Below are 20268 nucleotides of genomic sequence, written 5' to 3' on the forward strand. Positions count from 1 at the left end.
TATTCCCGGTGGATATGGAAAGACCCTTCTCATTGCCTGCAACCGAGGTGCCGGCGCCTGCTCGCATCGACCGGCGCAACGATCCGTTCCGGCGCAAAGTCCAGGCCGCCATCGAGCTGCAACAGCATGGCTGGATCAGCGGCCGCGACGGCGGCCGGCCCTGGACCCTGTCACGCAGCAAGCGCCTGACCTCGGCGCTGCTGGCGGCGACGCTGCTGGTGCTGCTGTCGCCGGTGCTGTTGACGGTCGCGCTGTTGATCAAGCTCAGCAGCCCCGGGCCGGTGTTCTTCGTCCAGTTGCGCACCGGTTTTCGTGGCCGGCGCTTCGGCATGTACAAATTCCGCACCATGGTGGTCAACGCCGAAGCCCTGAAGGACTCGGTGCGCCACCTGAACAAGCACGGCCCGGATTCGGTGGACTTCAAGATCGACCGCGACCCGCGGATCACCGGCATCGGCGGTTTCCTGCGGCGCACCAGCCTCGACGAATTGCCGAACCTGATCAACGTGGTACTCGGCCAGATGCGCATCGTCGGCCCGCGTCCGACCTCGTTCCACGCCCAGACCTACAAGGAACACCACCTCGGGCGCCTGAGCATCTACCCCGGGATCACCGGCCTGTGGCAAGTGTCCGGACGCAGCGACGTGGACTTCGACGGTCGGGTCACCCTCGACATGACCTACATCTTCCAGCAGAGCCCCTGGCTCGACCTGAAGATCCTGATCAAAACCCCTTTCAAGGTCCTCAATGGCCATGGAGCAAGTTGAAATGGCGGCAGCAACCCTAGCCAGTCTGAAGATCCAGCGTCCCAGCGAAAGCAACCTGGCGGTGACCGTGCTCGACCGCGAGCTGCGGGTGATCCTGCTGACGGCGGCCAACCGCAACAGCGGCATCACCAGCAGCAGCCTGAGCATGGTCAGCGAACTGGCGCGCACCAGCCGCGGCCGGGTCCTGCTGGTGGACACCAGCCTTTCGGACAACAGCCTGACCCGGCGCCTGGACCTGGGCGAACGCCCGGGCTTTCTTGACCTGGCCCTGGCCGATACCCCGCCGCTCCTGGCGCAGTGCATCGAAAGCAGCGATGAACTGGGCTTCGATTTCCTGCCCCTGGGCCGCCGCCAGCAATACGCCGAGCGCCTGACCCCGGAACTGCTGCAGGAACTGTTGCAGGCCCTGGCCGCGGACTATCGCTTCGTGATCATCGACGGCGACCCGGTGTACAGCAGCGGCGACATCCTCACCCTGAGCACTCAGGTGGACGGCGTGGTGCTGGTGGTACGCAGCGAGGAAACCCGCTGGGAAGTGGCCCAGGCCGCGGCGCAGCGCTTGATCCAGGCCGAGGCGAAGCTGATCGGCAGCGTGTTCAACGCCCGCAAGTACTACATGCCCAAGTGGGTTTATGACCGTCTCTGACCGGCACAAGGACCGTGTAACCATGAACAAGCCAAGACTCTCCCTGCTGGGCCTGTCGTTGCTGGCCGCCCTCGGCGGCTGCGTCAACCGCGAGCCGCAGCAGATGCCGGTGCAGATCCTCAGCGCCCCGGCCGACCAGGCCCAGCTCACCGAGGTCATGCCCATCGAACAGGTGCTGCGCCCGCAGGACGTGCTCGATGTGATCTTCCATATCGGCACCACCAGCCAGCAGCCGTATCGGGTGCAGCCCGGCGATCAGGTGGACGTGAGCTTCCTCACCGCGCCGGAACTGGGGGGCAGCAAGCTGGTGCTGCCCGACGGCAGCATCGACATGCCCTACGTGGGCAATCTCCAGGTCGCCGGGCTGTCCGCCGAACAGGCGCGCCAGGCCCTGGAAGCCCAGTACGCCAAGGTGCTGAAGAAGCCGCAGATCACCTTCTCGATCTCCCACGCCATGGCCCAGCTGGACAACCTGCGCACCAGCCTGACCAACCCGGCCACCGGCCTGAGCCGGGAGATCGTGGTGGGTTCCGATGGCCGCGCCAGCTTTCCGCTGCTGGGCAGCCTGTCTTTGCAGGGCAAGAGCCTCAGCGAGCTGCAGACCCTGATCAACCAGCGCTACGCCAAGGAAGTGGGCCAGGTCAGCGTCGACGTGCTGCTCAAGACCACCGCCGCCAACGAAGTGTTCGTGATGGGCGAAGTCGGCCAGCCCGGGGCCTACCCGATCCGCCGGCCGATCTCGGTGCTTGAAGCCCTGACCCTGGCCAAGGGCGCCGGACCCACCGCGCGCCTGGACTCGGTGGTGATCATGCGGCGCAAGGGCAATCAGGTCGAAGCCCGGGTCTATGACGCCGATGCGGCGCTGGACGGCAAGGCCCTGCAGTTCGCCTACCTGCAACCGGACGACATGCTCTACGTGCCCAAGACCCGCCTGGCCAAGGCCGGGGCCCTGAGCAAGCAGCTGGCGGACGTGATCATGTTCCAGGGTGTCGGGTTCAGCTTCGGCTACCGCGTCGACAACAAAGAAACGAACAACAACTGAGTTCCCTCTTGATGACCAAGATCGAAAACTACCTGCACGAGTTTCTGCTCGTGTTCTTTGTCAATCGACGCCTGATCAAGCGGGTGTTCCTCGGTTTCGCCCTGATTGCGCTGGTGCTGCCGCTGGTGCTCAAGCAGAGCTTCGAGATCACCGCCGAAGTCATTGTGCAGTCCAAGAAACTGTCGCAGACCGACGCCAACACCGTGCTTACCCCGGACAGCGACAAGTTCATCCCGCCGTCCCTGGCGGACATGGAGACCGAGAGCAATATCCTGCGCTCGCCGACCCTGATTCGCGACACCATCGACCAGCTGCGCCGCGAAGGCCAGTTCGGCGGCAGCGAAGGCCTGTTGACCCGGCTGATCTTCAAGCCCATCCGCAATGGCCTGATCGATCCGCTGCGCAACCATGTGATCAACCCGGTACGCGGTTTCTTCGGCCTGGCCGTGGACCCGGTGCGTGACACCAGCCTGGATGCCTTCACCGACCAGGCGGTCAAGGACCTGAAGATCGGCACCCTGCCCGGCTCCAATGTGATCTCCATCGTCTACGCCAGCCCCAATGCCGCCGAAGGCACGCGCTTCGTCGAGCGCCTGCTGGCCAACTACCTGAAGAACCGCCAGGACCTGCAATCCAACGAACTGCCCGAAGCCTTCTACGAGCAGAAGAAGGCCCAGTACCAGTCGCGCCTGGATGACCTGGAAGGCAAGCGTCAGGCCCTGCTGGAAGCGGCCCATGCCTCCGACCCTAAGGAAGAGATCACCTTCCGCCTCAATGCCATCAACACCGAGGAACAGTCCCTCAACGGCTACCGCGACCAGGCCCTGGAGAACCAGCGCCGCCTGGATTACCTGCAGAAGAACCTGAGCGCCGCACGCAAGGCCGGCATCACCGACTACACCTTCCCCTTCGCCTTCGCCAACACCGTGGACAACGTTGCCTACGAAGACCGCGAGATCAAGCAACTGGGCGAACAACTGACCAATCTGGTCAGCCAGTACGGCACCACCGCCGACACCTACCGCGCCGACAGCGTGCCGATGCAGCAGCAGCGCGAGCAGATCGTGCGGGCCCGGGCGCAGTTCCTCAAAGTGGTGGAAAACCGTGTTCGCGAGCGCAGCAGCGACCTGCAGATCACCCAATCGGTGATCGCGCAGAAAACCGCGCGCATCAACGACTACAAGGCCCGGGTCCGCGACCTGCAGGAAGTGCTGAGCAAGCTGCGCCAACTGGACACTGAAATCGACGCCTTGCACAAAGCCTTCTTCACCTACACCCAGCGCTACGAAGAGAGCCGCGGCGAACGCCTGATCAGTGGCGAGCTGTCCAACGCCCGGGTGCTCAGCCAGCCTTACGAACCCAGCGAAGCGGCCTTTCCCAAGCCGATGCTGATCATTCCCCTGGGCCTGCTCACCGGCCTGCTGCTGGCGATTGCCCTGGGTTATGTCTACGAGTTCTTCGATCACCGCTTCAAGCACCCGGCCCAGGTCAGTGATCACCTTGGCCTGCCGGTGCTGATGGTGCTCAACGCGGTTGAAGAGCAACAGGTCAATCCCTATCCACGCTGGACCTGGCGCTGGGCCTGGTATTGGGCCAAACAGTGAACGACCTGAGCCTGGCCGCACAGCCTATCGTGCACCTGATCCACAGCGGCGGCTTCTATGGCGCCGAACGCATGCTGCTGGATCATTGCCGGATCACTCCGGGACAGCATCGGGTGGTGTTCATCAATGCCCCGCAGAGCTTGCTGCAGCGGTTCAACGAGGCCGGAGTGCCCAGCCATAACTGCCACTGTTTGAAGGCGCTGCTGGCCCATCTGCGGCAGCAGCCCGGCCTGCTCAACGCCCACAACTTCAAGGCCCAGGTGTTCGCCTGGGTCTGTGCCCGGCGCCTGCAACTGCCCCTGGTGCTGACCCAGCACGGCTTCACGCCGCGCAGCCTGAAACAGAAGCTCTACACCTGGATCAGCCTGCGCCTGTGCCGCAGCCCTCAGGTGCGCCGGGTGGCCTGTGTGGCCCAAAGCATTGCCCAGTTGCACCGCCAGGCCGGCGTGGCCGAGGGCAAGCTGCGGGTCATTCCCAACGGCCTGCCCGAGCCCAAGCGGGGGCTGCCGGTGAACCAGGAAGGGCCGCCGCTGCGGGAGGCCGAAATACGCCGCGACGAGATGGAGCCGATGGTGGGCTTCGTCGGACGCCTGAGCGCGGAAAAGGGCCCGGACCTGTTTCTCGACGCACTGATCAACCTGTGCCGGCAGCGCCCCACGCTCAAGGCGGTGCTGCTCGGTGACGGCGAACAGAACCAGGCCTTGCGCCAGCGCATCGACGCTGCCGGGCTGTCGCTGCGCATTCTGTTGCCCGGTTACCAGCAGGACATGCAGCCCTGGCTCAAGCGCCTGAATGTGCTGGTGCTCAGTTCGCGCACCGAAGGCACACCGATGATCCTGCTGGAAGCCATGCAGGCCGGCACCCCGGTGGTGGCCTTTGCCGTGGGCGGCATTCCCGATGTCCTGCAACACCGGCAGAACGGCTTGCTGGCCAAGCCCCTGGACAGCGTCGATCTGGAGCGGCGCATCGGCCAATTGCTGGATCAGCCGGCCCTGGCCGAGGAACTGGCCCAGGCCGCCCGCGTCACCCAGCGCAAGCACTATCACCTGCCCACCCTGGCCCGCAGTTGGGATGAGCTGTATCGCCTGGCCAGGGAGAGCACCCCGGTATGATCGCCGCCCCGTTTCTCGGCCTCCTGCTGGGCCTGGCCAGCCTGCTGCTGCTCGCCAGCCCCTGGCCGTTTCTGGCGCCGCTGGTGGTGCTCGGGCTGGTGGGCCTGGCCCTGCTCTATCGCCGTCCGGGTTGGGGCCTGCTGGGCATCTGCGCCCTGGTGCCCTTCGAGGGCCTGTTCAAGGACAGCGCGTTCTCCGGGGCCAAGCTGCTGGGGGCCTCGCTGATCCTGATCATGCTGTTCAAGCTGCTGTTGCGGCACATCCCCGATACCCGCCTGCGCAGCAACCTGTGGCGGGCCCTGGGGCCGTTCCTGCTGTGCCTGCTGCTGAGCCTGATGTACAGCGAGAACCTGCTGGTGTCCCTGGACAGCCTGCGAGAACTGGCCGTGGGCCTGGTGCTGTTCTTCGTCACCTTGCTGATCGCCCGGGAAACCAACCTGCTGATGCTCTGCCGCCTGCTGGCGGTCAGCGTGGCCATCACCTGTGTGATCGCGCTGATCTCCGCCAAGTATCAGGTCGGCGGTCGGGCCATCGGCCTGCTGCAGGACGCCAACTACTTTGCCCTGCTGATCGCCATGGCGGTGCCGCCGGCGATCCTCCTCGCCCTGCGCTCGCCCCACTGGCCGGGGCGGCTGTTCTGGGTCGGCATCAGCCTGACCCTGATGGCCGGGATGACCAAGACCGACTCGCGCTCCGGCCTGTTGGTGGTGCTGTTCACCATCGCTATTGGCCTGTGGCACTACCGCGACCGGCTCAAGGGCCTGCGGCCCAAGCACCTGGGGTTCGCCATGTTCGCCGTGGCGATCGTCGTGCCCCTGGGCATCGCGGTGCTGCCAGCCGAATACGTAACGCGGATTCAGTCCCTGAGCATGCTCAAGTCCGGCGCGCATTCGGCGGACACCTCCCTGGGCCGACGGACTTCCTACCTGGTGGTGGGAGGCCAGATGATCCGCGAGAACCCGCTGCTGGGCTCGGGGCTGGGCACCTTCCCGATTCATTACGCGCAGACCGGCTTCGCCAGCAGCTTCTCGGAAAACATGAACGAGCCCGACCTGTTCCGCCGGGCCCACAACACCTACCTGGAACTGTTCAGCGAACTGGGCATTCCCGGCGGCTTGAGCTTCGTGGTGCTGATGCTCATGGGCCTGCGCAACTTCGAGCGGGCGCGCCAGGGCTTCCTCGCCCGGGGCCAGCGTGAACAGGCGGACATCGCCACCCACCTGGGCCTGAGCCTGTTGGCCATGGCGCTGTTCCTACTGTTTCTCAGCGCGCCGAACCACAAGTACCTGTGGATCTTCCTGGCCCTGTCCAGCGTGCTGCGGCTCGAAGCCGAAGAAGATCCGGCGCCCACCTCATAAATGCAAACCTGGCCAAGGGAGGCAAAGATGCAAAGGATCAGCGTGATCGTGCCCATGTACAACGAGGCACGTCACATCACCCGGACCCTGGACAGCGTGATCCTCGCCGCCCGGGTCGCGGCCATCGACTACGAGTTGATCGTGGTGGACAACGGCTCCACCGACCAGGGGCCGCAACGGGCCCGTGAGCTGGGGGCGCGAGTGCTGCTGTGCCCGGGCCTGGGCATCGGCGCCTTGCGCAATCGCGGCGCCGCCGTGGCCACTGGCGATTGCCTGGCGTTTCTCGACGCCGACATCGAGGTGCCCGGCAACTGGCTGCAACTCTGGCAGCAGGCCCTGGCGGACAACCGCGCCGAGGTCTTTGCCCTGGACTGCGCCGCCCCGGACTGCGCGCCCTGGTTCGCCCGGGCCTGGCAACGCCGCAGCCTGGCGGGCAGTCAGCCGGCGCGCCTGCTGCATTGGATGCCAACCCCCAACCTGTGCCTGAAACGGGTCTGGTTCGAGCGGGTCGGCGGCTTCGACGAACACTTGCGCACCGGCGAAGACAAGGACTTCGGTCTGCGGCTGCACGCTGCCGGCGCCCGCCAGTTGAGCCTGTCTGAGCCCCAGGTGCTGCATTGGGGTTTTGAAGGCAGCTGGGGCGAATGGGCCGGCAAGGAGCGCTGGCGCCAGGGCAGCCACCTGCAGTTGCTCAAGGGTGGCGGCCTCAATCTGCGTCTGTTGCGCTTTCCCCTGCTGTGCCTGGCCTGTGCCTTGCTGAGTCTGCTGGCGCTGTTCGGCCTGCTGCTGGGCCAGCCGGGCGGCGCCGCGCTATGCCTGCTGCTGGGTTCCCTGGCGCCCCTGGTCCTGGCCCTGCGTCAGGGGCTGCGCCAGCGCGATCTGCTGTTTGTCCTGCAACTCTGGCTGCTGCATTGGGTGCGCCTGCACCTGGGCGCCGTGGCCCTGGTGCAGGGTCTGTTCAACCGTTCCGTCGTGAGACCTGACCGTGGCTAAAACTATTTTCTGGCTGTGCCTGTTACTGCCCTTCTATGCCTGGATCGGTTATCCCCTGCTGCTGGCCCTGCTCAGCCTGTTCGTGCGGCCGCGCCCGCTGCAGACGGGTGAGCCGCTGTCGGTCAGCGTGATCATCGCCGCCCACAACGAAGGCCCGCACATCGAGCACAAGCTGCGCACCTTGCTGCAGCAGGACTACCCGGCCACGGACCTGCAGATCATCCTCGCCAGCGACGGTTCCAGCGACGATACCGTGGCCACCGCCCTGGCGGTGCGCGACTCACGGGTGCTGGTCCTGGACCTGCCCCGGGTGGGCAAGGCCGGGGCCCTGAACGCCGCAGTGGAACTGGCGCGCAACGACATCCTGGTGTTCACCGACGCCGACAACCAATGGTCCGGCGACACCCTGGGCAAGCTCCTGGCGCCCCTGGCCGACCCACAGGTTGGCGCCTGCGGCGGGCACATGATCATCCCCGACCCGGGGCACAACCTGAGCCTGGGCGACAGCCTGTACCGGCACTACGAAGCCTGGTTGCGCCAGGCCGAGAACCGCACCGGCTGCATGGTGTCCGCCGACGGCGCGCTGCTGGCCCTGCGCCGCGAGCTGTTCCAGCACATTCCCGCCGAGGTCAACGATGACTTCTTCATCAGTACCTGCGCCCCGGTGGCCGGCAAGCGCATCGTCTATGTGGAGGAGGCCCAGGTCCTGGACCAGGGCGTGGACGAAGCCGGCAAGCAATATCGCCGGCGCCTGCGGGTCACGGTCGGCGGCCTGCAGAGCCTGGCTCAGCGCCGCGAGCTGATGAACCCCTTGCGCCACGGTGCCTACGCCATTGCCCTGATCAGCCACAAGCTGATCCGCCGCCTGGCCCCGGTGCTGTTGCTGCCATTGCTGTTGAGCAATCTGTGGCTGTGGAACGCCGGCGCTTTCTACAGCCTGGGCCTGACGGCCCAACTGCTGGGTTACGCGGCCGGCGTGATGGGGCTGCTGGACAGTCGCGGGCGCCTGCCCAAGGTATTTCGTCTCGCCGGCTTCGTGCTGGTGACCCTGGCCGGCATGAGCATGGGCCTCTGGCAGTTTCTCCGCGGGCGGCGCTACGCCCTGTGGAACCCACAACAGAATCGCTGACATGGCCATCAAACAATCCTTCAAGCGCCTGCTGGGCAGCGCCTATCTGCACAGCTTCGGCCGTATCCGCCTGAGCGACGCCGGCGCGGTGCTGATGCTGCACCGGGTAGTGGCCGATTCCACGGACGCCAGCCTGCCCCATCGGGCGCCGCTGTGTGTCGGCCAGGGGCATTTCGAACACTTGCTGCGCTGGCTGCGCCGGCACTTCGACTGTGTGCCCTTGCAGCACCTGCTGGAGTTGCCCGCGGGCGACCGGCCCCGGGTGGCCCTGACCTTCGACGATGGCTGGCGGGACAATGCCGAGGTCGCCTATCCCCTGCTGGAGCGCTACGAGGTGCCGGCGAGCATCTTCCTGTCCACGGACTTCATCGGCAAGCGCCAGGGTTTCTGGTGGGAGTCCATTGGTGAAACCCTGTGGCAACAGGCCGACAGCGCCGCCGCTCAACCGCTGTTGACACAGTTGCGGGCCCTGGCGCTGGCACCACCACCGGAGCTATTGCAACCCGGCGCCAGCCGCGCTCGCAGCGGCATCCTCGGGGGCTACCTGCAACAGCTCAAAGGCCTGCCGCCCCAGACCCTGCAAGCCCTGGCCGACAGTTGTCCCGACGACAGCGCGCCCCACAGCCTGGACTGGGCCCAGGTCCAGCGCCTGGAACGCTCGGCACTGGTGCGCTTTGGTCCCCATGGTGCCAGCCACGGCATTCTCACCCGGCTTGACGGCGCCGCGATGCGAGCCGATCTGCAGCGCTCCCACCACGCCTTGCAGGAGCACTGTCAGGCGCCGCTGGGGGTCTATTGCTACCCCAATGGCGATCACAATCCCGAGGTGCGCGCAGCGGTGGCCGAACTGGGTTATCGCTATGCCCTGGGCACCCGCCCGGGGCTGATCGAGGCCGATGGCAATCCGCTGCTGGCCCTGCCCCGCATCGATGTCAGCCACGCCAGCGCCGGACGCCCCGGGCTGCTGGCCTGGCGCCTGCTCCAGGGAGCCCGAGCATGAAGCGCGGCAGCTACCTCTGGCACCTGGCCCTGAGCATGGGCACCCGACTGGCGATGATCGGCCTGCGGCTGCTGCGCAACGTGTTGCTGGCGCGCCTGCTGGGCCCGGCGGATCGCGGCCTGTTCGCCCTGCTCAGCACCCTGCCGGACCTGATCGCGGCCCTGACCAGCGGCGGCCTCAATACCGCCGTCGGCTATGAAGCCGCCCGCCAAAGCCCCATGGGACTGTTGCTGACTCAGGTGCTGGTCTACGGCTGCCTGCTGGCCAGCCTGCTGACGCTGGCCGGGCTGGCCCTGATGAACACCTGGGGCAGTCACTGGGAACTGAGCCTGCAACTGGGCGACCTGGCCTGGCTGTTGTTGCTGGCGGTGCCGATCACCGTGCTCAAGAGCGGTCTGTTGACCCTGCACAACGCGGACGGTCGGGTCGAGGCCTTCAATGCCCTGCGCCTGCTGGAATCCCTGGTGCCACTGCTGCTGTTCGTCGGGCTGTGGTGGATCTGGCGCGACCAGCCGCTGTCGGCGGCCCTGGTCAGCTGGCTGGGCGGCACCGTGCTGGTGGTGGTGGTCGGCTGGTGCTGGCTGCGCCGCTGGCATGACCTGCGCTTGCGCTGGCAGGCCGGTGAACAGGGCAAGTTGCTGCGCTACAGCGCCCAGAGCCACCCGGGGGTGTTGTCGCAACAGTTGATGCTGCGCTCGGACTACCTGTTCATCGGCGCCCTGCTGGACCCCGTCGCCCTGGGCTGGTACGCCATGGCCAGCGCCGCCGCCGAACTGCTGCTGATCATTCCCGAGGCGGTGACCACGCCGCTGATGAAACGCCTGCTGCAGCAAGGTTCCGGTATCGAAGAACTGACGGCCCTGGCCCTGCGCCTGACGGCCACGGTAATGCTTGGCGCCTGCCTGGGCATGGCGCTGATCGGCCAGTGGCTGATCGTCACCCTGTTCGGCGCCGCCTACGCCCCAGCCTACGACGCGCTGCTGGCCCTGCTGCCGGGGCTGTTCGGCCTGTGCTACGCCAGCATCCTGCGCCTGGACCTGCTGGGCAAACAGCGCCCCGGCAGCCTGTCGCTGCTGCTGGCCGGGGGCGCGCTGCTGAACCTGATCCTCAACGCGGTATTGATTGCGCCACTGGGCATCGTCGGCGCCGGCCTGGCCTCGTCGATGGCCTACCTGGCGGTGAGCCTGGTGATGCTCGGCCTGTACTGCCACCTCAGCGGCGTGGCCTGGTACCGCACCCTGATCCTGCTACCTGGAGACATTGTCTACGTGCGCCATCTACTGCGCCCTAAGGAAACGGCCTGATGAAACCCTGTTCCCTGCTCGCCCTGATGCTGATCGCGGCGGCCTCATCCCTGCACGCGGAGCCCATGCAATGGGGGGATATCCGCGACGGCAGCCTGTATCTGCAAGCCGACAGCGCCGACACCCTGCAACTGCGCTGGAGCCCGGCCTGGCAAAGCGACGCCAACCAGGAACAGCTGTACCTGCTGCAACCGGACGGCCAGTTGCTGCAACAGCTGGACATCCGCGCCGACCAACCTTACGGCCAGCGGGAGATCCAGCTGCCCGCCGCCCGCGGCGACTATCGCCTGCAAGTGCCGGGCTACAGCTTTCGCAACTTCAAGGTCGGCCACGACCGTTCGACCCTGGCCCAGTTCGAGCCGGCCAAGGTGCATTTCAGTGCCGATGTGCCCAGCGGCGTCGAGCTGTACTTTCGCGTGGCCGCCGGAGAGCAGGCGCAGTTGGCGGGCAAATACTACGGCGGGGTCAGCGTGCTTCAGGCCACGCGTCTGAGCGACGGCCAGCAGGTACGCCTGCCGTTGGTGGAGCACCCGCACTATGGGCAGTTCGACCAGAGCGCCTTGCCGGTGGCCCAGCAGGACGAAGTCTGGCGCCTGTCCCTGGGCGGCTCCGGCAAGGTGGCGTTCTGGCTCGACGGCACTGCCAACCTGTTCGCCCAGGACCTGCGTCAGCTGCACCCGCTGCAATGGACGCCGGCGCGGGTCGAGCTGCGCCTCAAACCCCAGGTGCGCGGTCCCAGCCCGCACCTGGGGATCGCCCTGCCCTATGCCGAGCCGCCGTCGTCGACCTTCGAACTGCTGCGCGCCCTGGGCCCGCAGGCTGCCAACTTCTACAGCTTCGTCGATGTGATCCAGCAAGAACCCCAGCGGGAAATCACCTTTCGCCGGCTGTACCGCGAAGACTTCAAGATCGAGCGCGACATCACCTTGCTGGCCGGCACCGGACGCCGGGCCGTGCTGGACGCCGACAGCGCCACCCTGGCCGGGCTCGACGCCTGGCTGGCGGACAGCGTGCGCCTGGGCAACCAGGGCCTGCATTACCTGGCCTTTGCCGACGAACCCAACCTCAACTTCCCCAGCTACGCAGCGTTTGCCGCCTATTTTGCGCAAATGCTGGAACACACCAAGGCCAACTCCGACGCCCGCGCCGCCGGAGTGCGCATTGCCATGCCGGTGAGTTCACGACTGCTGGACGGTCCCTTTCGCATTGGCGCCGGGCAACGCCGGGGCATCGACTGGGCCCGGCAACTGCTGGCCGAACACGGTGCCGACATCGATGCCCTGGCCTGGCACGAATGGATGGTCCGCGACCTGCTGGCCACCCGTCGCTATCGCACCAGCGTGCGCGCCGCCGCCGATCTGGTGGGCCTCGATGCGCAGGGCCGGCCACGCAAGGCGCTGTTGCTGAGCCAGACCAACATCTCCAGCGGCCCGGACCTGAGCCCCTATCAGCAGGACACCCACTACGCCGCGCTGTGGTGGACCTCGGTGGTGATCAACGCCTCCCAGGACGGCCTGCTGGACATGCTCAACTGGTTCCAGGCCGCCGACGAACCCGAATACCCCAAGGGCATGCTGTCCCAGCAGGATGCCCAGCGCTTCAGCCTGAAGCCGGTGGCCGTGGCCCAACAGTTCATCCGGCAGCATTGGCTGGGCCAGGTCCAAGCCCTGGACAACCCCTCCTTTGAGGTGGATGCCCTGGCCCTGCGCGATGGTCAGCGCCACAGCCTGCTGGGGGTGGCCAAGACGCCGCGCACGCAAAACGTCGAACTGGGCGACGCCAGCATCTGCCAAGCGAACCCCACCCTCGAACTGCTGGGCGCCGATGGCCGCAGCCGTCACACCGAGCTGCACTGCAGCGATGGCCGGGCCAGCTTCCAAGTGCCCGGTGAAACCCTGTTTGCCTTGACCTGGAAAACCCTATGAGTCGCTTGACCGGCCTGTTGGCCAAAATCCGCCGCAAGGGCCTGCGGGGCAGCCTGCGGGTCTTTTCTGAACGCTTCTTCTATTACCACTGGGAGCTGCTGACCCTGGAGCGCTCCCTGGCCTTGCCGGTGCCCTGCCCCATCAACCCCAGCCGCTGGCCCCAGGTGCACATTACCCGGGAGTTGCTGCCGGCCTTCGACAAGTACTTCAAGGCCCAGCTGCCGGCCATTCGCGGCCTGCTGGACAAGGGCAACCGGGGCAGCGCGCACCTGGACCCGGACGGCAACGTGATGATGATGGTCTGGGTCAGCGAGCGCGATTACTACGACGATCAGCTGTACCGCTGCTGGATGCGCATGCCGCCGGGCTGCCTGTATCAGTTCGCCGGTGAATGCGCGCCGCCGTTTCGCGGCTCGGGGGTGGTGATCCTGGCGCAGAAGATGCTCTGGGACGAGTACCGCGAGCGGGGCTTCAAGGCCACCCGGGCCCTGGTCAATGTGCGCAACGAGCCGGCGCTGAAGATGCACATGCGCCTGGGTTTCCAGGAAGTCGGTGAATCCCTGCACGTCTACTGCCTGCTGCGCTGCCTGCATTTCCACCGGCGTCGCCCTTATCACCAGACACGCCTGCATCACTTGCGCCGGGGTCGCCTGGCCGAGTCACCGGCCCCAGCCACTGAAATAGACAAGGAGCGGACGTGAACCTGCGTTGGCAATGGTGCACCAGCCTGAGTGCCCAGGATTTCCCCGTAAAGGCCTATGAACAGCTGCGACAAACCGTCGAGCAGGCCACGCCGTTCAATCGTTTGAGCTGGTTGCGAGGCGCCGAACAGGCACTGCAGGATCAGCAGCTGCAGATTCTGCTGGGCTGGCAGGACCAGCGCCTGCTGCTGTGCCTGCCGCTGATCCGCGGCCGCGAATCCAGGGCCGGGCTGCCCCTGCAGGTGGTCCGCCACCTGGGCCATCCCTTGAGCGACCGCCTGGCGCTGCTGGTGGCCGCTCAAGCACAAGACGCCATGCCCGCGGCCCTGCGGGAAATCCGCCGGCAACTGCCCCATGACCTGCTGCAATTCCATGAACTGGTGGATGCCGCCCCCCTGCTGGCGCCCTGGCGCCGGGCAAGCGGGTACAGCGAACAGTCCCTGAGCTGCCGCGCGCCAGAACACCTGATCGTCCCCAGTGACCAGGAGGAAGCCAGCGGCACCCTACGTTACGAGCTGCGCAGGGCGAAAAAGCGCTGTGCGGAGATTGACGCCCGGGTGATCCGCGTGACGCCCCAGGCCGACGGTATCGATGCGGTACTGGACATGCTCCGCGAGGTGGAACAGGCCAGTTGGAAAGGCGCCGACGGCCTGGGGATCTTCTCTGGAGCACAACGCCAACAGTGGATGCACACCGCGTTGCATGGCCTGGCGGCCGAGGGTTGCGTGCGGGTAGTGATGCTGGAACACCAGGGCCGCTGCATCAGCTATCGCCTGGGCCTGCTGGAGCGCGGTCGCCTGTATGACTACAACATCGCCTTCCTCGCCGACTACGCCAATCTGGGCAGTGGCCGCCTGCTGCTGGACGAATGGATTCGCTGGGGCCTGGAGGAAGGCTGGCAGTGGGTGGACGCTTCCCGGGTCAGCCTCAGCCGCTCCAGCCATCAGTTGCATGAACGCATGAGCGGCCTGGTGGAGCACCAGCGCTGGAGCTTCTACTCCTGGCGTCCCCGGGGCCTGCTGGCCGGTGTTGCCGAGCGCCTCTGGCAACAGCTCAAACCTCATCTCAAGGCCTGGCGCGAGCGCCGCCAGACCACCACCGCACAAGGGGCTCGCCCATGAAACACACCCTGGCCGTCACCCGAGCGCAGCGGGTCATCGTCAACGCCGACGACTTCGGCCTCGACCTGGACTACAACCAACTGACCCTGCGTGCCTTCCAGCGCGGGGTGATCAGTTCCGCCACCCTGATGGCCAACATGCCGGCCTTCGAGGATGCCTGTCGCTTGAGCCACGAGCACGCCTTGCTGGGACGCATAGGCCTGCATTTCAACCTGACCTACGGCACGCCCCTGAGCCAGGGCATCCGCAGCCAGGCACTGTTCTGCAATGCCCAGGGGCAGTTCGACCTGAACCTGCCGCGCTCCGTCCTGCGCCTGCCGCCGGCAGCCGCAGAGGCCGTGTGGCAGGAACTGGCGGCGCAATGGCAGCGCTGTGTCGACCAGGGGCTGCGGCCCAGTCACATCGACTCCCACCAGCACGTGCACAATCTATGGCCGGTGGCGGCCATCGTTGCCCGCTTCGCCGCCCGCCAAGGGGTGCCGGTGCGCCTGGCGCGCAATGTCGGCGGCAATATCGGCCCCCTCAAGCGCCTGTTCAAAAGTGCGTTGAACCGGCGCATTAACTGGCTCGCGGGACGCTGGGTGAACACGGTGTGTACGCCGAAGGATCTGCTGGACGGCTTCATCCCCATGGGGGTGGTCGAAGTGGTGGCCCACCCGACGCAGTTGGCCGACGGCGATTTTGGCGACGATTACCTGCCCCCGGAACAATCCCTGGAGCAACTGTTGAACCGCGCCTTGCCCAGTCATCAGCGGATTGCCTACAGCGAACTGTGAAACCGGACCGGGCGTGACCCGGGAGCAGTCGGTCGCTGGATCGTATATGGGACGGGAACTAAATATTTCAAAATCTATCAATGATCTCTTAATGATAGATTAATCCTAAATCAGCACTCTGTTCCGGAGCGCACTGGCCCGCAACGCTTTCAGGGCTTCGTGCAGCGGGTTCAGTCCCCAGACTGAACCGTCATTGCCTGTAATGGAGAACCAATATGAACACACACAAGCGCTTTGCCCTGGCCGCCCTGGCCCTGTGCGGATTCAGCGGCCTGGCCCAGGCCTCGGATGTTAATGTCGAGGTGGTGCCCTATGAGTACGGCATGCGCCTGGACGTCGCCAAGGTCATCTCCATGACCGAGCCGCCGACCAGCCGCTGTGAAGTCGTGACCGCCAATATGCGCTACATCAACAAGGCTGGAGAACTGGCGGAAATCTCCTACCAGAAGCACGCCCACGCCTGCATGTACGAAAACTGATGCGCCGTGCCCTAGCCAGAGCGGCCCGCGCTGGTGAGCGTTGTCAGGGGACCGCGCTCAATGGGCCCTGCGCTTGAGGCCAGACAGCCCGCCCGGGGCATTGGCCAGGTCGTAGCGCAGTTCGGCGATCAATTCGTTGATTTCCCGGCAGCCATTGAGCTGCGCAGCGTCGATACCGCTGACCACCAGCTCGACCCGGTCGGTTTCATGGTCACCATAGACCTTGACCGTCATCGACAGGTCCGGGCTCAGGGTGCATTGGCAGCGTTTGGGCAGAAAGCTGCTCTCAATGATGTTGCGCAGTTCCAGGGCAGATAAAAACATGCTGACGCTCTCCTTTTATTCAACACGACCAATGATTGGGCGAATGCCTGCTGGCCGCGACGTCCATGTTCGCTAGCGATTCTGGCTCAGGTCCGTTTTGTCCTGACAGACGAAGCCAGACTACAGAGTAAGCGGCTTTGGCGACCTTGCTAAATTCGATTTCGCTCTCAGTACCAGGGGTTTTGACTTTAACGCCGGGAATGGCAGGCGGTTGCGCTGTTGGTTTGCCGCCCCGCAGAATGCCCGGGTCGTTGTGCCAGCCTTGCTCAACAGCGTGGCCCGCTCGAAGAGTCACACCTGATACAAGGCTGATCCTTGCCCTCGCCCGGAGTTCCCTCCTTGATTACCTGCCATGTCAAATACGTGATCGATCCCTACCAACTGGCCGAGTTCGAAGCCTATTCCAAAGCCTGGATCGCTGTGGTCAGGCGTTTGGGCGGCACCCATCATGGCTATTTCCTGCCCTCGGAAGGGGCCAGCAACATTGCCTATTGCCTGTTCAGCTTCCCGTCCCTGGCCGATTACGAAGCCTACCGCCAGAGCGCTCTGAGCGATCCGGACAGCGTGGCCCTGGTGGCGTCGGTGATGAAGAAAAAATTCATCCTCAGTTACGAGCGCAGCTTCCTGCGCCCGCTGCTCTCCTAAGAACCTGCCGGGCGGCGTTCCGCTTGCCGGCGAAGAAGCCTGAAAGGCGGGTGCCGCCCTAGCCGGCATCTTCGTTGGCAAGCTCGCGTCTACATCGGCAGGCTGCTCAAGGCGGCGCGTTCGACGACGTGGCGCAGGCTGTCGAAATTGATGTTGGCGCCGGAGTCGATGGCCACCAGGGTCTGGCCGCTGCTGCCGCTGCGGGCTACGTATTCCTTGATCCCGGCCACCGCCAGGGCGCCCGACGGCTCGGTGATGGAGCGGGTGTCGTCGTAGATGTCCTTGATCGCGGCGCACAACTGGTCGTTGCTGACGCTGATCACCTGATCCACGTGATGGCGGCAGATCTGGAAGCCATGCTCGCCGATCTGCGCCACTGCAACGCCGTCGGCAAAGGTCCCGACCCGGGGCAATACCACCCGTTCCCCCGCGGCGAGCGCCTGTTGCAGGCAATTGGAATGCTCGGATTCGACACCCACGATACGGATCTCCGGCCGCAGGTATTTGACGTAGGCGGCGATCCCGGCGATCAACCCACCACCGCCCACCGGGACGAAGATCGCGTCCAGCGCCCCCTGTTGCTGGCGCAGGATCTCCATGGCCACGGTGCCTTGGCCGGCAATCACATGGGGGTCGTCGAAAGGTGAAACAAAGGTGCCCCCAGTGCGCTGGGCCAGGCTCAGGGCGTGGGCCAGGGCAAAGGGAAAGCTTTCGCCATGCAGGATCGCCTCGGCGCCACGACTGCTTACGCCCAATACCTTGAGCTCAGGAGTGCTGTCGGGCATGACGATGCTGGCCTTGATCCCCAGCTCCCGCGCCGCCAGGGCCACACCCTGGGCATGATTGCCGGCGGACGCGGTGACCACCCCGCGCTGCCTTTGCTCGGCGGTGAGCTGGGCCAGACGGTTATAGGCGCCGCGGATCTTGAAGGAAAAGGTCGGCTGCAGGTCTTCGCGCTTGAGCAGAATCTGGTTGCCCAGCCGCTGCGACAAGGCGGGCGCCGCCTGCAGCGGCGTGCAGATTGCCAGGTCGTAGACCGGCGCGGCGAGGATCATCTTCACATAGCGTTCCAGCAGGACCATGTCGGCGCTGGGCTGGGGCGTGCTGGCAAGACGGCTGGGGCAATGCATGATGGATCTCCTGGCTGTGTTCGGAGCCCGGGAGACAGAGAGAAAAAACCCGCCTCCAGGGCGGGTTGGGTGCAGTCGTCAGCAAGCCCGCCAATCAGGAATGGCGGTAATAATGCTTGGCTGGGAACGATTGGCAGAAAAAGTCATGGACCGGAAACTAACCGCGCCAGCCCCTGGCGGTCAACGCATTTCTGCGAGGCTCACCTACAGCAACACCGCTCCCCCGCCTGCTCCCCGCTTGCGGCTGACTATACGAAACATATACGATTCATATATCCCCTCAAGAGAGCCCCCTATCCACATGGGTATCGTCAAAATCTCCGATGAACTGCACCAGCAGATCCGCGTCGCCAGCGCCGCCATGGACCGCTCGATCAACGCCCAGGCCGAATTCTGGATCAAGATCGGTCTCTTGGCCGAGCTCAACCCACACCTGGCCTATAACGACCTGATCAACAAACTGCTGCTGAACAAACCCGACCTGCTCAGGGGGCGCCCATGACCCAGGCCCTGATCAAGACCCCGGAACAACTGGCGCTGATGCGCGAATCCGGGCGCCTGCTAGCCCAGGTGTTCGACTTTCTCGACGGTTTTGTCGCCGCCGGCCTGTCCACCCTGGAGCTGGACAGCGCGGTGGAACATTTCATCCGCCATGAGCTCAAGGCACGCCCGGCGAGCAAGGGTCAGTACAACTACCCCTACTGCATCAACACCTCGATCAACGAAGTGGTGTGCCACGGCATGCCGCACCCCAAAGCGGTGCTCAAGGACGGGGATATCGTCAACATCGACATCACCCTGGAGAAGCACGGCTACATCGCCGACGCCAGCAAGATGTACCTGATCGGCCAGGTCGGCCCCAAGGCTCAACGCCTGGTCGACACCACCTTCGAGGCCATGTGGGCGGCGATCAAGGTGGTGCGCCCGGGCGCTCGCCTCGGCGACATCGGTCATGCCATCCAGTCTCACGCCGAAGCCAGGGGTTACAGCGTGGTCCGCGAATACTGCGGCCACGGCATTGGCCGGCAGATGCACGAAGAACCGCAGATCCTGCACTTCGGCCGCCCAGGCACCGGCCTGGAACTGCGCGAAGGCATGGTCTTCACCATCGAACCCATGCTCAACCAGGGCAGTGCCCGGGTCCGCGGGCTCAAGGACGGCTGGACCGTGGTCACCCGCGACCATGGCCTCTCCGCCCAGTGGGAACACACGGTGGCGGTGACCCGCGACGGTTTCGAAGTGCTGACCCTGCAAGCGCCATAAGGCTCACATGACCTTGTCGCCATGGCCGGTGAGCCGACGCAGCCCCAGGGACATGGCCCCAGCGGCCAGCAACATGGCCAGCAGCAACAGCGAGTAGGCGATCCACCACGGCGTGCCTGCGGTCATCATGCTGAATTCGGACATGCCGCCGATGCTGGCAATCAGGTTCAGCGGCAGGAACACCACGTTGATCAGGGTCAGTTTGCGCAGCAACTGGTTGGTGCTGTTGTTCATCAGATTGCCCCGGGCATCCATCAGCCCGGCGAACACCGTGGAGTAGATCTCCGCCTGCTTGTAACACTGGTTGTTCTCGATGATCAGGTCGTCGATCAGGCCGATGGCCTGGCTGCCGAACTGCTCCTTCTCGGCGTGATTGCGCAGGCGGGTCAGCAGCGCGCCGTTGCTGTGCAAGGCATTGAGGTAATAGATCAGGCTCTCGCTGAGATTGAACATCTGCATCAGGTGGCGGTTTTCCATCGAGCTGTTGAACTTGTGCTGCAGCTCCCGGGCCACCAGCTTGATCACCTTGAGGTGGCCCAGGTAGTGATGGATGTTGTTGAACAGCAGGTCCAGCAGCACATCCAGCGGGCTGTGCAGGTTGTGCCGCGCCCCCAGCCCTTGGAGCGGCGTATCGTCGGGAGCGATCACCAGCAACCGGTCCGCAGAAAACAGCAGGCCGCAGGACGACACCTCGAAGGACAGGCTGCCGCCGCCGGAATAGTTTTCCGGGCGCTTCCAGATCAGGAACAGGTAATCGGGATGAAACTCGATGCGCGACACCTCGTCCGGGTCCAGCGCCGAGGCCAGGGCGTGCTCATCGAGCTTGAAGGCACTGTGCAGCAAATCACGCTCTGCCAGGTCCGGGTTGCTGAACAGCATGACCTGGGCATCCAGTTCCGGGACGGCTTGCAGGCCGCCATGGGCCAGTCGATAGCTGTGGATCATCGCC

20 protein-coding genes and 1 pseudogene are annotated in these 20268 nt (G+C 65.2%); 18 read left to right on the forward strand and 3 right to left on the reverse strand.

Translation table 11 applies throughout. The features are described from left to right. Positions 1-14: 14 nt before the first annotated feature. From WIN67_RS15825 to WIN67_RS15895, 15 genes are all read left to right on the forward strand, one after another. Complete coding sequence (locus WIN67_RS15825; RefSeq protein WP_102879284.1) at positions 15-767, forward strand: sugar transferase; 753 nt, start codon at positions 15-17, stop codon at positions 765-767. Between the two features lies 1 nt (position 768). Continuing rightward, a complete protein-coding gene (locus WIN67_RS15830; protein ID WP_339069171.1) occupies positions 769-1413 on the forward strand; it encodes a CpsD/CapB family tyrosine-protein kinase in 645 nt (214 codons plus the stop codon). Between the two features lie 22 nt (positions 1414-1435). Then, positions 1436-2455 (forward strand): polysaccharide biosynthesis/export family protein, encoded by a 1020-nt coding sequence (locus WIN67_RS15835; protein WP_102879282.1) that lies wholly within the window; start codon positions 1436-1438, stop codon positions 2453-2455. A gap of 11 nt (positions 2456-2466) precedes the next feature. Further along, positions 2467-4059, forward strand: a complete 1593-nt coding sequence (locus tag WIN67_RS15840; RefSeq protein WP_110597023.1) for a GumC family protein — start codon at positions 2467-2469, stop codon at positions 4057-4059. After that, positions 4044-5171 carry a glycosyltransferase family 4 protein gene (locus WIN67_RS15845; protein WP_339069177.1) on the forward strand — a complete coding sequence of 376 codons (1128 nt, stop codon included), beginning with the start codon at positions 4044-4046 and terminating at the stop codon, positions 5169-5171. The genes WIN67_RS15840 and WIN67_RS15845 overlap by 16 nt, the downstream gene beginning before the upstream one ends. Beyond that, entirely contained in the window at positions 5168-6529 is a 1362-nt protein-coding gene (locus WIN67_RS15850; RefSeq protein WP_339069179.1) for an O-antigen ligase family protein, read from the forward strand. The genes WIN67_RS15845 and WIN67_RS15850 overlap by 4 nt, the downstream gene beginning before the upstream one ends. Positions 6530-6556: 27 nt before the next feature. After that, positions 6557-7522 carry a glycosyltransferase gene (locus tag WIN67_RS15855; protein ID WP_170002834.1) on the forward strand — a complete coding sequence of 322 codons (966 nt, stop codon included), beginning with the start codon at positions 6557-6559 and terminating at the stop codon, positions 7520-7522. After that, entirely contained in the window at positions 7515-8651 is a 1137-nt protein-coding gene (locus tag WIN67_RS15860; RefSeq protein WP_339069184.1) for a glycosyltransferase, read from the forward strand. The genes WIN67_RS15855 and WIN67_RS15860 overlap by 8 nt, the downstream gene beginning before the upstream one ends. Position 8652: 1 nt before the next feature. After that, the gene (locus WIN67_RS15865) at positions 8653-9651 is read left to right on the forward strand and encodes a polysaccharide deacetylase family protein (RefSeq protein ID WP_110653187.1); all 999 of its coding nucleotides are present in this window, start codon (positions 8653-8655) and stop codon (positions 9649-9651) included. After that, positions 9648-10955 carry a lipopolysaccharide biosynthesis protein gene (locus WIN67_RS15870; protein WP_339069185.1) on the forward strand — a complete coding sequence of 436 codons (1308 nt, stop codon included), beginning with the start codon at positions 9648-9650 and terminating at the stop codon, positions 10953-10955. Before WIN67_RS15865 ends, WIN67_RS15870 begins: the two co-directional genes overlap by 4 nt. Beyond that, positions 10955-12880: a hypothetical protein gene (locus WIN67_RS15875; protein WP_273922665.1), complete on the forward strand. Its 1926-nt coding sequence runs from the start codon at positions 10955-10957 to the stop codon at positions 12878-12880. The genes WIN67_RS15870 and WIN67_RS15875 overlap by 1 nt, the downstream gene beginning before the upstream one ends. Next, positions 12877-13581 carry an N-acetyltransferase gene (locus WIN67_RS15880; protein ID WP_339069187.1) on the forward strand — a complete coding sequence of 235 codons (705 nt, stop codon included), beginning with the start codon at positions 12877-12879 and terminating at the stop codon, positions 13579-13581. The genes WIN67_RS15875 and WIN67_RS15880 overlap by 4 nt, the downstream gene beginning before the upstream one ends. Next, positions 13578-14702 (forward strand): GNAT family N-acetyltransferase, encoded by a 1125-nt coding sequence (locus WIN67_RS15885; protein WP_306393478.1) that lies wholly within the window; start codon positions 13578-13580, stop codon positions 14700-14702. The genes WIN67_RS15880 and WIN67_RS15885 overlap by 4 nt, the downstream gene beginning before the upstream one ends. Beyond that, positions 14699-15478 carry a ChbG/HpnK family deacetylase gene (locus WIN67_RS15890; protein WP_339069188.1) on the forward strand — a complete coding sequence of 260 codons (780 nt, stop codon included), beginning with the start codon at positions 14699-14701 and terminating at the stop codon, positions 15476-15478. The genes WIN67_RS15885 and WIN67_RS15890 overlap by 4 nt, the downstream gene beginning before the upstream one ends. Positions 15479-15693: 215 nt before the next feature. Then, complete coding sequence (locus WIN67_RS15895) at positions 15694-15957, forward strand: DUF2790 domain-containing protein (RefSeq protein WP_102879271.1); 264 nt, start codon at positions 15694-15696, stop codon at positions 15955-15957. Positions 15958-16014: 57 nt separating this feature from the next. Here the strand turns inward: WIN67_RS15895 and WIN67_RS15900 are convergent, their stop codons facing one another. Further along, positions 16015-16281 carry a DUF1652 domain-containing protein gene (locus tag WIN67_RS15900; protein WP_102863530.1) on the reverse strand — a complete coding sequence of 89 codons (267 nt, stop codon included), beginning with the start codon at positions 16279-16281 and terminating at the stop codon, positions 16015-16017. Between the two features lie 339 nt (positions 16282-16620). On the opposite strand from WIN67_RS15900, the gene WIN67_RS15905 reads away from it, so the two are divergent. Then, positions 16621-16926: an NIPSNAP family protein gene (locus tag WIN67_RS15905; protein WP_102863529.1), complete on the forward strand. Its 306-nt coding sequence runs from the start codon at positions 16621-16623 to the stop codon at positions 16924-16926. 107 nt (positions 16927-17033) lie between these two features. Here the strand turns inward: WIN67_RS15905 and ilvA are convergent. Then, a pseudogene (gene ilvA, locus WIN67_RS15910) lies at positions 17034-18056 on the reverse strand (threonine ammonia-lyase, biosynthetic); the annotation flags it as partial. A 301-nt stretch (positions 18057-18357) separates the two neighbouring features. Here ilvA and WIN67_RS15915 point away from each other — a divergent pair. Beyond that, positions 18358-18558, forward strand: a complete 201-nt coding sequence (locus WIN67_RS15915; protein WP_102863527.1) for a ParD-like family protein — start codon at positions 18358-18360, stop codon at positions 18556-18558. After that, complete coding sequence (gene map, locus WIN67_RS15920; protein WP_102863526.1) at positions 18555-19319, forward strand: type I methionyl aminopeptidase; 765 nt, start codon at positions 18555-18557, stop codon at positions 19317-19319. Before WIN67_RS15915 ends, map begins: the two co-directional genes overlap by 4 nt. A 3-nt stretch (positions 19320-19322) precedes the next feature. Here map and WIN67_RS15925 read toward each other — a convergent pair whose 3' ends face one another. Next, positions 19323-20264, reverse strand: a complete 942-nt coding sequence (locus WIN67_RS15925) for a magnesium transporter CorA family protein (protein WP_110597034.1) — start codon at positions 20262-20264, stop codon at positions 19323-19325. Between the last annotated feature and the right edge of the window lie 4 nt (positions 20265-20268).

This window comes from Pseudomonas idahonensis (genome assembly GCF_037903935.1).
Lineage (GTDB): Bacteria > Pseudomonadota > Gammaproteobacteria > Pseudomonadales > Pseudomonadaceae > Aquipseudomonas > Aquipseudomonas danubii.